The organism is bacterium (assembly GCA_040755755.1).
GTDB lineage: Bacteria > SZUA-182 > SZUA-182 > DTGQ01 > DTGQ01 > DTGQ01.
This window is the reverse complement of record JBFLZW010000018.1, coordinates 156,657-168,982: the sequence shown is the minus strand read 5'-3', so window position 1 is coordinate 168,982 and position 12,326 is coordinate 156,657. Positions and strand designations below refer to the sequence as shown.

At 52.3% G+C, this 12,326-nt stretch carries 15 protein-coding genes; all 15 read left to right on the top strand.

Annotated features, from left to right (window positions below; translation table 11 throughout):
- The first annotated feature begins 106 nt into the window (after positions 1-106).
- The 15 genes from AB1611_06870 (at position 107) to flgC (ending at position 12,284) form a co-directional block, all read left to right on the top strand.
- The gene (locus AB1611_06870) at positions 107-604 is read left to right on the top strand and encodes a flagellar basal body-associated FliL family protein (GenBank protein MEW6379314.1); all 498 of its coding nucleotides are present in this window, start codon (positions 107-109) and stop codon (positions 602-604) included.
- Positions 605-625: 21 nt separating this feature from the next.
- On the top strand, positions 626-1,630 hold the full coding sequence (gene fliM / locus AB1611_06865) for a flagellar motor switch protein FliM (protein ID MEW6379313.1): 1,005 nt from the start codon (positions 626-628) through the stop codon (positions 1,628-1,630).
- Entirely contained in the window at positions 1,630-2,067 is a 438-nt protein-coding gene (gene fliN / locus AB1611_06860; GenBank protein MEW6379312.1) for a flagellar motor switch protein FliN, read from the top strand. Before fliM ends, fliN begins: the two co-directional genes overlap by 1 nt.
- The gene (fliO, locus tag AB1611_06855; protein ID MEW6379311.1) at positions 2,064-2,864 is read left to right on the top strand and encodes a flagellar biosynthetic protein FliO; all 801 of its coding nucleotides are present in this window, start codon (positions 2,064-2,066) and stop codon (positions 2,862-2,864) included. The genes fliN and fliO overlap by 4 nt, the downstream gene beginning before the upstream one ends.
- 83 nt (positions 2,865-2,947) lie before the next feature.
- Positions 2,948-3,652 carry a flagellar type III secretion system pore protein FliP gene (gene fliP, locus AB1611_06850; protein MEW6379310.1) on the top strand — a complete coding sequence of 235 codons (705 nt, stop codon included), beginning with the start codon at positions 2,948-2,950 and terminating at the stop codon, positions 3,650-3,652.
- A gap of 16 nt (positions 3,653-3,668) precedes the next feature.
- Positions 3,669-3,938 carry a flagellar biosynthesis protein FliQ gene (gene fliQ, locus AB1611_06845; protein MEW6379309.1) on the top strand — a complete coding sequence of 90 codons (270 nt, stop codon included), beginning with the start codon at positions 3,669-3,671 and terminating at the stop codon, positions 3,936-3,938.
- 9 nt (positions 3,939-3,947) lie between these two features.
- Positions 3,948-4,733 carry a flagellar biosynthetic protein FliR gene (gene fliR / locus AB1611_06840; protein ID MEW6379308.1) on the top strand — a complete coding sequence of 262 codons (786 nt, stop codon included), beginning with the start codon at positions 3,948-3,950 and terminating at the stop codon, positions 4,731-4,733.
- Between the two features lie 3 nt (positions 4,734-4,736).
- On the top strand, positions 4,737-5,810 hold the full coding sequence (flhB, locus tag AB1611_06835; protein MEW6379307.1) for a flagellar biosynthesis protein FlhB: 1,074 nt from the start codon (positions 4,737-4,739) through the stop codon (positions 5,808-5,810).
- A 178-nt stretch (positions 5,811-5,988) separates the two neighbouring features.
- Positions 5,989-8,082, top strand: a complete 2,094-nt coding sequence (flhA, locus tag AB1611_06830; protein ID MEW6379306.1) for a flagellar biosynthesis protein FlhA — start codon at positions 5,989-5,991, stop codon at positions 8,080-8,082.
- Positions 8,072-9,373 (top strand): flagellar biosynthesis protein FlhF, encoded by a 1,302-nt coding sequence (gene flhF, locus AB1611_06825; GenBank protein ID MEW6379305.1) that lies wholly within the window; start codon positions 8,072-8,074, stop codon positions 9,371-9,373. Before flhA ends, flhF begins: the two co-directional genes overlap by 11 nt.
- Entirely contained in the window at positions 9,366-10,259 is an 894-nt protein-coding gene (locus tag AB1611_06820; protein ID MEW6379304.1) for a MinD/ParA family protein, read from the top strand. Before flhF ends, AB1611_06820 begins: the two co-directional genes overlap by 8 nt.
- A 12-nt stretch (positions 10,260-10,271) precedes the next feature.
- Positions 10,272-11,036 carry a FliA/WhiG family RNA polymerase sigma factor gene (locus tag AB1611_06815; protein MEW6379303.1) on the top strand — a complete coding sequence of 255 codons (765 nt, stop codon included), beginning with the start codon at positions 10,272-10,274 and terminating at the stop codon, positions 11,034-11,036.
- A gap of 18 nt (positions 11,037-11,054) precedes the next feature.
- On the top strand, positions 11,055-11,324 hold the full coding sequence (locus AB1611_06810; protein ID MEW6379302.1) for a hypothetical protein: 270 nt from the start codon (positions 11,055-11,057) through the stop codon (positions 11,322-11,324).
- A gap of 124 nt (positions 11,325-11,448) precedes the next feature.
- The gene (locus AB1611_06805) at positions 11,449-11,847 is read left to right on the top strand and encodes a flagellar basal body protein (GenBank protein MEW6379301.1); all 399 of its coding nucleotides are present in this window, start codon (positions 11,449-11,451) and stop codon (positions 11,845-11,847) included.
- A gap of 2 nt (positions 11,848-11,849) precedes the next feature.
- The gene (gene flgC, locus AB1611_06800; GenBank protein ID MEW6379300.1) at positions 11,850-12,284 is read left to right on the top strand and encodes a flagellar basal body rod protein FlgC; all 435 of its coding nucleotides are present in this window, start codon (positions 11,850-11,852) and stop codon (positions 12,282-12,284) included.
- Positions 12,285-12,326 lie beyond the last annotated feature (42 nt).

Here is a 12,326-nt window from a genome sequence, read left to right as displayed (position 1 = left end):
AGCTTCAGCTTTTTCCGGATGCACCGTGCTCCTGAGACTCCTCATCTTGTGTTGCTTGTGAAAGTCGAATATCTCCAGAATACTCTGAATTTTTCGGGGGGAAGTTATGAATTTGAGGAATGAACAGGGATTTTTATCGACCAAGCTGCTGATCATCGTCGGCGGAGTAGTGGTTCTTTTGGTCAGTGCCGGTATTTTTGTTTACCTGAAATTTCTGGCACCCCGGAAAAGCGCCGATGCTCATACAAAGAGCGCTCCCCATTCGGAAGCCGCGGCGGAGCAGCAGAAAGAAGCGCCTGCGCAAGGGCCGATTTTGGATTTGAATACCTTCATTGTCAACCTCATGGGAGATTCAGGAAGGCGGTATTTGAAAGCCACCATCAAGCTGGAATTGAGTACGGAGTTGCTGAAAGAGGAGATCACGCAGAAGATGCCGGAAATTCAGGACAATATGCTGGTTTTGCTATCCAGCAAATCCTATGACGACATAGCCGATGTCTCCGGCAAGATACGCCTTCGTGCTGAAATCATGAACCGGATCAATACTGTCTTGACGAGCGGTGAAGTGCGCAAGGTCTACTTTACCGAGTTTGTCATTCAATAGCTTTTCTCTAAGGATGAAGAAATGGCAACCGAAAACAGTATCAGCGATATTCTGTCGCCGGATGAGATAAAGGCCCTCAGCGAAGCGGTCTTCGATGGAAAAGTCGAAACTGAAGGGCTGCTGGTTACTCCCTCCCAGATAGTGGCGGAGTTTGATCTGACAGATAAAAAAACCCTGCCATCGAAGATGGTGGGGCTGGAAATTATCAACAACCGTTTTGTCCGAAAATTCAGGGCTACCCTTTCCACCATGCTGCGCAAAGTTGTAGAGGTTGACATCATTTCCAGCAACCACCTGAGCTTTGCGGATGTATCGAAATCAATTCCGGTGCCTTCCTGGATAAACATCCTGCACCTGGATCCTCTGCCCGGTTCTCCCTTTGTGGCTTTCGATACCCATCTGGCGATGGTTATCATCGACTACCTGTGCGGAGGAAACGGCCAGATTACGAAGAACATGAAGAAAGAGGAATTTGGACCTATCGAACAGCATCTGATGGCCAAGGTTACCCGCGAAGTCATTAATTGCCTGGAGGAAGTCTGGAAAACGGTTATATCCGTCACCATCGATGTCGGAGACGTGGAGTTTGACAGCCGCTATATTACCAGTGTTTCCCACGATGAGATGTTTGTGGTTACCTATTTTTCAACCAAGATTGAAGAATCCAACGGCGTGCTTACGCTGGCTTTGCCGTATACCACACTTGAGCCGATCAAGCAGAAGCTGACCAGTACGGTCGGCCATGATGAACAAAAATCCAGTTATTCATGGATGAATAACCTGAAGGAGTATGTCCCCTGTATTCATGCCAATGTTACGGTGGAACTGGGGAAGAAGAATGTCACGGTTCGGGATCTTTTGTCCATGAAAATCGGAGACGTTATTCTTCTGAATCAATTTATCGGAGACGAGCTGATGGTCTATGTCGAGGGAGTGCCCAAATTCAAGGGTTATCCGGGCCACTATAAAGGCAATAATGCCCTCAGCATTACGTCGGTTCTCTCGCCGAAAAGGAGAAATGCCTGATGCCGGGAAAAACACCACCCTACGACCCTGAAAATATGAATGGGCAGATCGATCCGTCTGCCCTGCCGGAGGATTTTACTCCCTCGTCTCTTCTGGAGCCGCAAATGCAGGAAGAAGCCCCGCGGTCCCCTGTTTTTCAGACAGGGGAAACTCCCGATCAGGACCAGCACTGCTTTCCCCGCAATCTTGATTTTATTCTCGATATCCCCCTGGAAATCTCGGTAGAGCTGGGGCGGACCAAGGTACGCATTGCCGATATCCTGAAACTCGGCCAGGGATCCATCATCGAGCTTACCAATCCCGCGGGGAGCGCCCTCGAGGTCCTGGTCAACCATAAACCCGTTGCCAAAGGTGAAGTAGTCGTGGTCAACGAAAAATATGGCATCCGGCTTACCGAAATTCTCAGTGTTATGGAGAGGATCGAAAAACTCAGATGAACCTCCCTGTTTTCATTATCGACATCGTAATGAGAAATCTTGGACAGACCCTTCGGAAAAAAAGGGGGATGGTTTTTCTCTGGTTGTCTATCCTTGGCCCGCTGATGATTTCCCCTGTATTTGCCGCATCAGCGGGATCATCATCCCGCATGTCCGATTCCGCACGCCGGCGGATTGGGGCCGGGGAGCAGGTTTTGCCCGAAGAAACCGGCGGAGAGATACAATCTTTCGCCGGGGATGACCAATCTTTCATCGGGGATGCTGCCCGATCTTCCGCCGGGGGGGGCGATCGATCCTCCGAAGCTCTCGACCTGCTCAGGGAAAGGCTCAGCGAAAGGACACGTCCGCAACCTTCTCAATCCGTCCTCCCTGGCCCCTCCATGCTGAAGGCTGCCTTCTCTCTGGCACTGGTTCTGGCTGGTATCTTCGGCATGAGCTACCTGGTGAAAAAATATTATCTCAAGGGAAACCTTCTGGGGGGAAAGTATATCCATCTCCTTGAGACCTGTTCCCTGGGGCCGAAAAATTCCCTGGTCCTGGTCCAGGTGGAAAATCAGACCCTGCTCCTGGGTGTGGGCGGCCAGCAAATCGTTGTCCTGACCCAGCTCAACTCTCTGGGAAAATCGAAGACCGAAGAAACCGGGGGGGTAAAGACCAGGCCGAAGGCTGCCGAGAGCTTCGCCGAGCAACTGTCGATAAACGCGCTGAAAATGCAGCATCTTCCCCAGGAGTCGGGAAGTGCCAGCAGTATTGCCGGTATCCTGGAAAGCCGGCTTAAAGGATTGAAAAAAGTATGATGCTCACAAATGTGCACCAGCATATCCTCATGATATCCATTCTTCTCCTCCTGTGCCTCACCGCCGCAGGGACTGTCCCGGCAATGGCCCAGCAGGGGAAGCAGGGAGGGATTTCCATTCCCAAAATCAGTGTCAGCATGGACGACTCAAGCCAGCCGAAGGATATCGGTACTTCATTGCAGATTCTGTTTCTGTTGACTATTCTCTCGCTGGCCCCGGCCATTTTGATGATGGTTACCTCGTTTACCCGCATCGTCGTGGTGCTCTCCTTCTTCCGCCAGGCGCTTGGAACCCAGCAGTTGCCGACCAATCAGATCATCATCGGCCTGTCGCTTTTTTTGACCTTTTTCGTCATGTCTCCCATTCTGAAAAAAATCAATGCCGAAGCCCTTCAGCCGTACTTGAGCCAGCAGATCAGCCAGGCTGAAGCATGGAACAAAACCATCACCCCCCTGCGGGGATTCATGCTCCGCCAGACGCGGGAAAAAGACCTGGCCCTGTTCGTGAGTCTGGCCCATCTGAAACGACCGCGAAAGCCTGATGATATTCCTACCTCGGTCCTCATTCCCTCGTTTATCATCAGCGAGCTGAAGACCGCATTTCAGATCGGTTTCCTGATTTATCTTCCCTTTCTGGTGGTCGATATGGTGGTCTCTTCGGTCCTCCTGTCAATGGGCATGATGATGCTGCCGCCGATCATGATTTCGCTCCCATTCAAGCTGATCTTTTTTGTTCTGATCGATGGATGGAACCTCATGGTGGGTTCTCTGGTAAAGAGTTTCGCTTAAGGAGTAAAAACCCGGTATGACCACGGAATTGATTATTCAGTATATTAACGAGACACTGAAACTTGCCCTGCTCATCTCGGCCCCCATGCTGATTGCCGGGCTGATCGGGGGGGTGCTGGTGGCTCTTTTTCAGGCTGTCACCCAGATTCAGGAAATGACCCTGACCTTTATCCCGAAAATCCTGGCTGTGGCCATCTCCCTGCTGCTGTTCTTTCCCTGGATGATTGCCATGCTCAAAGGCTTTGCCACCAGGATATTCGTGAATATTCCCCTGCTTATCAGGTAGCGTGAGCTTATGGATATTCTCTGGATTACCGAGACACAATTTATACCTTTTGTGCTGATTTTCATCCGCGTCAGCGGAATACTTTTTGCCGCGCCGCTGTTCGGTGACCGGGTGGTTCCGGTGCAGATCAGGATTTCGCTGGGACTTCTGGTCGCCCTGATTCTGACGCCGGTCCTGCAGAAGGAAACCTGGCCATCTTTCTCGGTGACGCCTGAGCCGTTCGTTCTCTTCTATCTGGCCTCGACCGAGCTTATGGTTGGACTGATCCTCGGATTTATCAGCCGGCTGCTTTTTGATGCAGTTCAACTGGCCGGACAACTTGCAGGCTACCAGATGGGGCTGGCCATGTCCAATATTCTCGACCCCATGAGCGGGATACAGGTTTCCCTGCTGGGGCAACTGCAGAATCTTGTGGCCGGACTGATATTTTTGAGTCTGAACGCCCATCACATTCTGATCAGAGCGCTTGTCAGCAGCTTCAGGCTGATTCCGCCCCTCAAATTTCAGCCCCAGGGGATTCTGGTGGAAAAAGTTATGGTTCTGGCTGGCAGGATGTTCATTCTGGCCATACAGATCGGGGCCCCGGTCATTGCCATAACGATTTTTACCAATGTATTTCTCGGCCTTATGGCCAGGACCATGCCGCAGATGAATATCTTCATGGTAGCCATGCCGCTGGGTATCGCTCTTGGCCTGTTTATTCTGGCTGTGTCCATGCCGCTCTTTGTCCAGGTGCTCGGCCAGGCTTTCCGTAACCTGGATCATGCGCTGCTGTTTTTGATGAAAGGGATGTAAAAGTTGGCCGATACCGACAGATCGAAAAGAACCGAACAACCAACTCCCAAGCGAAAGCACGAGGCCCGGACCAAAGGCCAGGTCGCCAGGTCACGGGAACTGGGAACTGTTTCCATCCTGCTGGCAACCCTGATCGCTTTTCATTTTTATGGGGCCAGGTTCCTCCACCATCTGGGTGAGCTTATGCAGTGGCTGCTTCGATCGAGCGGTGAGCTGACTATTCAGGACAGCAACCTGGTCAGCCTTCTTTTCCAGATCGAGAAAAAAATGCTGCCCATCCTTGCGCCGATTATTCTGCTGATGGCTGTCTTTGCTCTGGCAACTAATTTCGGCCAGGTCGGTTTTCTCCTGACCACACAAACCCTGAAGCCGGACCTGGGGAAGCTGAATCCGATCACGGGCTTTTGGAACCTTTTTTCACTCAGGTCGCTGGCAGAATTGATAAAGTCCCTGCTCAAGGTAGGGGTGATCGGCTTCATCGCCTATAAAACCATCATGGAGGAGCTGCCCGGCATTCCTCTCCTTTCGGCCATGGCTCCGGGAAGCATCTTTTATTCCATCTGCGCTGTCTCGTTCAGGATTCTCCTTCGCTCGACCATTGCCCTGCTGATTATGGCCATTCTCGATTATATCTACCAGCGGTACGAATGGAATAAAAGCCTGATGATGACCAAAGAGGAGGTCAAGGAGGAAATGCGCCAGGCTGAAGGAGACCCTAAAGTGCGGGCCCAGATTCGCAAGATCCAGCAGCGGATTGCCCGCCAGCGCATGATGGCCCATGTCCCCCAGGCCGATGTGGTTATCACCAACCCGCAGCATCTGGCCGTTGCCCTGCGCTATGATGCCCGGGGTATGGCCGCTCCCACGGTCATTGCCAAAGGTGCCGGATTCGTTGCTGAAAAAATCAAGGAAATAGCCAGAGAGCACGGCATTCCTCTGGTGGAAAATAAACCCCTTGCCCAACTGCTGTATAAAACCGTGGACATCGGAAAGGCGATTCCACCGCATCTTTACCAGGCAGTAGCTGAAATCCTGGCCTATGTCTACCGGCTGAAACCGGAGAAATATGGAAGGTAAGAAAAACACAAAGATAAACGCTTTTATGGGAAAGACGACACGACAGTGTTGTCATTTCTTGGTATTTCTCGCGCAGAGACGCAAAGGCGCAGAGGACATCGTTTTTGGTCATTCTCTGCGCCTCTGCGTCTCTGCGCGAGATCATTCTTTCATCTTTTATAAGGCAGTCGCATAAACTATGGCAGAACAGTCCCGAATTCAGGTTCCTATCAAAGTCTTGACCGGAAAGAGCGATCTTCTGATCGCCGCCGGTGTGATCGGCATTGTCGGAGTCATGATCATCCCGCTTCCTCCGCTGATGCTGGATTTCCTGCTGAGCTTTGATATTGCCCTGTCCGTGGTCATTCTCCTCTCCTCGCTCTATACCCTCGATCCGCTTGAATTCTCGGTTTTCCCATCACTGCTCCTGGTGGCCACGCTCTTTCGGCTGTCGCTCAATGTAGCCTCGACCCGGCTCATCCTGCTGCACGGAGAAAACGGGGTCGAAGCTGCCGGAAAAGTCATCATGGCTTTCGGCAGTTTCGTCATCGGCGGCAACTATGTGGTTGGACTCTTGGTTTTCTTCATTCTGGTTCTGATCAACTTTATCGTTATTACCAGGGGCGCGGAGCGTACAGCCGAGGTTTCAGCCCGCTTTACCCTGGATGCCATGCCGGGGAAGCAGATGAGCATCGATGCCGATCTCAATGCCGGAATGATCAACGAAGAGCAGGCCAGGATGCGAAGGCTTAAAATCTCCCAGGAGGCTGAATTTTACGGGGCTATGGACGGTGCCAGCAAGTTTGTCAAGGGAGATGCCATTGCCGGCATCGTGATCACCCTGATCAATATTCTCGGCGGGCTGGTGGTCGGCGTGCTGCAAAAGGGGATGTCGGTCAGCGATGCCGCCACTACCTATATCATTCTGACTGTGGGGGATGGACTGGTTGGCCAGATTCCGGCTCTGATTATTTCCACCGCTTCTGGTATCATCGTTACCAGGGCTATTTCGGAAACGACTATCGGCGAGGAAATGACCAAGCAACTGCTGATTCATCCCAAAGCCATCGGGCTTACTTCAGCTATCCTGTTCTGCTTCGGTCTGGTGCCGGGCCTTCCCACTTTCTCGTTCCTGGGTCTATCGGCAGCCAGCGGCCTTCTGGCGTATTCGGTCTACAAGGTACAGACGGGTGAGCACAAAAAGGCCGAGGAAGAGGCCAGGCCCGCTCCCCCGCCATCCGATACCGAAGCCAGACTGTTTACGCTGGTTGAACCCCTGGGCCTTGAAGTCGGCCTTCGCCTGATTCCGCTCATCGACTTGAATCAGCACGGGGAGATTCTGGACCGGATTACGGCCATTCGCAAGCAGTATGCTTCAGAGCTGGGATTTGTCTTCCCGGCGGTCAGAATCAGGGATAATCTGCGGCTTGACCCGAATGCCTACTCCATCCTTATCAAGGGAGTGGCTGTTGCCCACGGAAGCCTGATGCCCGGCCACTGCCTGGCCATGAATACGGACGAGCATGCAGTGCCCATCGAGGGTATTCCAACCACGGACCCGACTTTCGGGCTCTCAGCCCTGTGGATTCCCGAACGGGAAACCAACAAAGCCAGGGCCCTCGGATATACGGTAGTGGACCTTTCCACGGTCGTGGCCACCCACTTCAAAGAGGTCATCAGGACACATTCTCACGAGCTGTTTACCCGGCAGGATGTCCAGACCATGCTGGAGAGTCTGGCTGAAACACACCCCAAGGTGGTGGAAGAAGTCGTTCCCGCCCTGCTGTCACTGGGCACGGTCCAGAAGGTGCTCCAGAATCTGCTGAAGGAGCAGATACCGATCCGTGACCTGGTGACGATTATCGAGGCCCTTGGAGACTATGGCAGATCGACCAAGGACCCGGATATTCTGACCGAATATGTCCGGGGCAGACTGGCCCGCACTATCTCGAGTCTGTACCAGGACGAGGGAGGGACCCTGGCCGCTTTTGTTCTGGATCAGAAGATCGAGGATATCGTTATTAAATCAATCCAGCATACGGATCAGGGAAGCCATTTGACCTTGAATCCCGGTGTGGCTCAGGAGATCATCACCCGGATCAGCCACGCTGTCGAGAAAAGCACCGAGTCGGACAATTATCCCATTCTGCTCTGCTCCGGTGCAGTACGGCGGTATATCAGGGGGCTGACCGAGCGGTTCATCCCCAAGCTGGTCACCCTGGCGTATCATGAAATCGCGGATAACATCAAAATTCAATCCTTAGGCGTGGTGGAACTGCCGAATGCACATTAAAAAGTATGTAGCCGGAAATATCCAGGAAGCTCTGCGACAGGTCAAAAGGGAACTGGGGCCTGAGGCGCTCATATTGTCCGTCAATAATATCAAGGCCAGGACCGGACCTTTGGCCCTCATGTCTCCGGCCCGGGTGGAAGTTATGGCTGCCCTGGATGAAGATATCCCATCCTCCGGGCATCCGCGCCAGTATCCGGCAAGCATTCTGCCTTCAGCACAGCAGCCCCCTGAACCGTCGCCGGTCCGGTCTGCCGGGCCGGGTTCAGTCCGTACTGCCGGTATCGATCCCCAAATCGATCAGCAGCGCTCCCGCAGGCACCTGCCCGATTTCCAGTGGATGACCGAGGGTGCAAAGCAGATGGCGCAGAGCATGAAAGGCGCTTTCAGCTCATTTCGCGGAAAAAATTCCGGTCCAGGCCGGGAGAGCCGAAAAGGCCATGGCCCGATTGTTTCCCTTTGTCAATTACTCAAAAACATCGGCCTTCAGGAGGACATTATCGAGCATATTTATGAAGTCCTCACTCTGGAGATCCCGCAGCCGGAAAACTATACCAGCCTCCACCTGGAAGGACTGGCCAGGGATATCCTTGCCCGGCTGGTTAAGACTTCCGGGCCGATAGAGCAGGGTGCACGAAAACCGAAATTCGTGGCCCTGGTCGGGCCTACGGGGACCGGAAAAACCACGACCATTGCCAAACTGTCCGCTGAAATCGTGTTGAAGAAACGGCAGAAGGTCGGCCTGATAACTATTGACACCTACCGGATCGGTGCAGTGGAACAGCTCAATACCTATGCCGGAATCATGAATATTCCCATAACACCGGCTTCCTCGTTCGAGCAGATGCGAAAAGCCGTGCTTCAATACCAGGATCAGGATTATGTTCTCATCGATACGGCGGGCTTCAGCCATAATGACCAGGAACACCTGCAACTGCTCAATGCATTTATGGCCCAGGTCGCCGATCCCGAGATCCACCTGGTGCTGAGCATCAATACCAATGAAAAGGAGTTGATCAATATCAGTCAGAAGTTCAATCTGCTGCGGTATGAGAAACTGCTGTTTACCAAGCTGGATGAAAGCTCATATCCCGGCACTATCTTTAATCACATGATTTATACCGGAAAGCCCATCTCCTATATAACCACAGGCCAGAAGGTTCCCGAAGATATCGAGGTGGCCACACCAGACGGCATCGTCGATTTATTGTTTCAGAAGAGCCGGTTTCTGCCTTCACCGGACCTTCAGGCGAACGACTGGAGAGCGCAGGGAGAGAGAAAGAAGCATGTTTGACCAGGCAGACAACCTTCGCAAAATGGTAGCTGTAACTGCTGCAATCCCTGATGAGTCCGCCGCTCCCCTGCTCATCCAGAAGGCCAGAATTTTTTCCATCACCAGCGGCAAGGGAGGGGTGGGAAAAACCAACATCGCCGTAAATCTGGCCTTTGCCTTGCGGCAGTTCAACAAAAAGGTGCTGATTATCGATGCCGATCTTGGACTGGCCAATGTCAATATCCTGCTGGGGATCTCGTCTCAGTGGACGCTCCAGCATGTTATCCGGCAGGAGAAAAGCATCTTTGAAGTGATTGCCGAAAGCCCCGATGGAGTTTCGATCCTGCCCGCAGCTTCCGGTATCGAAGAGATGACCCACCTGAGCGCCAGCCAGAAGCTCTACCTGAAATCCCAGCTCGATCTTCTGGATCAGCACTACGATTTCATCCTGATCGATACGGCAGCCGGCATCTCTTCCAATGTCATGGCTTTTAACCAGATGGCTCAGGAGGTGATAGTCATACTCTCCCCGGATCCGACCTCTCTGGCCGATGCCTATGCCACCATCAAGGTACTGGCCATACGGTATGGTGTTACCGGGTTTCATGTCATTACCAACCATGCATATAACGCCCTGCATGGAAAGGATCTTTTTCAGAAGTTGGAGAAGATCTGCCAGCGCTTCCTCAAGGTTCCCATCCGACACCTCGGGACTCTCTCGGCTGATCCCAGACTGGTTCAGGCATCAAGGAACCAGCAGATCGTGGTCAAGCAGTACCCCAGGGCCAGGATCAGTCAGGAGATCCGGAAGGTAGCAGAATCTGTTGGCGGTATTCCCTACGACCCGTGGTCTAACAAAAGCATTAATTTCTTCTTGAGTAATGTCCTTAATCTGGGACATGAGTGAGGTACCCCTATTATGAAAAATATATTTAAAACCGAGAAGCAGTACGAGACATCCTGGATTGAAAGCGAAGAGGATCGCAACCAACTGATCCTTGATCATCTGCCCATGATCAAATTCATCGCTACCCGCATCGCCAACCGTCTGCCTCCGAATGTCCAGACCGAAGACCTGATCGAAGCGGGCATCATCGGTCTCCTCGATGCCATAGAAAAATTTGACGCTTCCAAGGACGTCAAGTTCAAGACCTATGCAGAGTTCAGGATCCGCGGGGCAATTCTGGATGAGCTGCGGGCCCAGGACTGGACTCCCCGCTCCATACACCAGAAGGTCAAGAAGGTGGAAAAAGCCTACATCGACGTGGAGCAGAGAAAGGGCCGGGCAGCAACCGATGAGGAAATTGCCGCGGAAATGAATATCTCCCTGGAAAAATACCATAAGCTCATCAATCAGGTGCGCAACGTGTCCATTATCAGCCTGGAGGATTTAACCAAAGTCCTGCCCATCGATGAGAAGGACAATATTCTCGAATGCCTGAAAAGCTCACAGGATGAAACCATCTATGAGAAGGTCAATCTGAAGCAGATCAAAGACCTCTTGGCCAAGGCCATTAACGAGCTGAACGTCAAGGACCAGATGATCCTCTCGCTCTATTACTGGGACGAGCTGACCATGAAAGAAATCGGCACTATCCTGGGCCTTGCCGAATCGACTATCTCGGAGCGGCATACCAAGGCCATGATCCTGCTGAAGCAGAAACTCCGGGAAGTGATGCTGTAGGGGAGGGGGGAGGAAACAGTGGTCAGTGGCCAGTGGTCAGTAAAGACGTGGCCAGGAATCGAAAAGGATGAAAGGGGGAAAAGCATGATCAATCCAGTCGGCATACAGCCGCCAGTAGCCGGTTACCCGGCTGTGGGCGGGAGGAATCAGGGCAGCCGGAAGAACAGCCGGTCTCCGCTCAGGAAGAAGCAGGAATCAGCTCAGGCGGGAGTGAAGAAGGTATCTGGAGGAGCACCTTCGCAGGAGCAGGAAGAAGAGCAGGCCCCAAGGATTGATGTTACCGTGTAGGAGATTATTTGTTCCAGCCATAACCGTATGGCTGGTGTTTCTTACGAGATAGGAACCGAAGTCTTTGCAGTGAAGCGGTCTTTGACCTTTGACTCAGGATATGCTGTCCAGGGAGAGTACTCAAGTGCCAATCAGTAGAATCGAAAATGCGCCAATGAATATTGAGGCTGAATCGAAAGGCCAGACCGGCCGGATTATTCAAAAAAAATTGTTCGATCAACCCTTTCCTGATCTGGAACAGGGAGTGGATTACCGGGTCAGGCGCAACAGCCTGATCTCCTCGAATATCGCCAACCTGAATACCCCCAATTACCGGGCATTTGATCTGGTAATGAATGAAAAGCTGCGTGATCCTCAACTGGTGCCAACTTCCACGCCGGTCAAGAATGACGGAAATACCGTGGATCTGGACCTGGAAATGAGCAAACTTACTGAAAATCAGCTCATGTTCACCACTCTGACTCTGATGCTCTCGAAACGGTTCGAGCAACTGCGGACAGTTATTGCCGAAGGGAGAAAATAGCCATGAATCTGTTTACCTCACTTGATGTCAGTTCCTCCGGGCTGATGGCCCAGCGCTATCGGATGAATCTTATTTCCAGCAATATTGCCAATGCTACCACCACCAGGACTGCTGCCGGCGGCCCCTATCGCCGTCAGGACGCCACTTTCGCAGCCATTCCGGTTCAACAGCCTACCTTTGAGGAAATCCTGAAATCCGTTGGAATAAGGCCGGTGAACAAAGTCGAAGTGATCGGAACCTTCACCGATCCCCGGCAGCCGAACCTGGTCTATGACCCTTCGCATCCGGATGCAGATGCCGATGGTGTAGTGGCCATGCCCAATATCAGCCCCATAGAGGAAATGGGCAATCTGCTCACTACCATGCGTGCCTACGAAGCTAATCTTACCGCAGTCAGCGCGACCAAGGATATGATCAAGAACACGCTGAAAATATGAGATATGAGAAGGCAGGATCACAAGCACGGTTTTCCCGTTCAT

What these genes read in the sequence shown, in the direction of transcription:
- AB1611_06870 (MEW6379314.1), top strand. Translation starts at nt 107, where the DNA reads ATGAATTTGAGGAATGAACAGGGATTTTTATCGACCAAGCTGCTGATC.
- fliM (MEW6379313.1), top strand. Translation starts at nt 626, where the DNA reads ATGGCAACCGAAAACAGTATCAGCGATATTCTGTCGCCGGATGAGATA.
- fliN (MEW6379312.1), top strand. Translation starts at nt 1,630, where the DNA reads ATGCCGGGAAAAACACCACCCTACGACCCTGAAAATATGAATGGGCAG.
- fliO (MEW6379311.1), top strand. Translation starts at nt 2,064, where the DNA reads ATGAACCTCCCTGTTTTCATTATCGACATCGTAATGAGAAATCTTGGA.
- fliP (MEW6379310.1), top strand. Translation starts at nt 2,948, where the DNA reads ATGGCCCAGCAGGGGAAGCAGGGAGGGATTTCCATTCCCAAAATCAGT.
- fliQ (MEW6379309.1), top strand. Translation starts at nt 3,669, where the DNA reads ATGACCACGGAATTGATTATTCAGTATATTAACGAGACACTGAAACTT.
- fliR (MEW6379308.1), top strand. Translation starts at nt 3,948, where the DNA reads ATGGATATTCTCTGGATTACCGAGACACAATTTATACCTTTTGTGCTG.
- flhA (MEW6379306.1), top strand. Translation starts at nt 5,989, where the DNA reads ATGGCAGAACAGTCCCGAATTCAGGTTCCTATCAAAGTCTTGACCGGA.
- flhF (MEW6379305.1), top strand. Translation starts at nt 8,072, where the DNA reads ATGCACATTAAAAAGTATGTAGCCGGAAATATCCAGGAAGCTCTGCGA.
- AB1611_06820 (MEW6379304.1), top strand. Translation starts at nt 9,366, where the DNA reads ATGTTTGACCAGGCAGACAACCTTCGCAAAATGGTAGCTGTAACTGCT.
- AB1611_06815 (MEW6379303.1), top strand. Translation starts at nt 10,272, where the DNA reads ATGAAAAATATATTTAAAACCGAGAAGCAGTACGAGACATCCTGGATT.
- flgC (MEW6379300.1), top strand. Translation starts at nt 11,850, where the DNA reads ATGAATCTGTTTACCTCACTTGATGTCAGTTCCTCCGGGCTGATGGCC.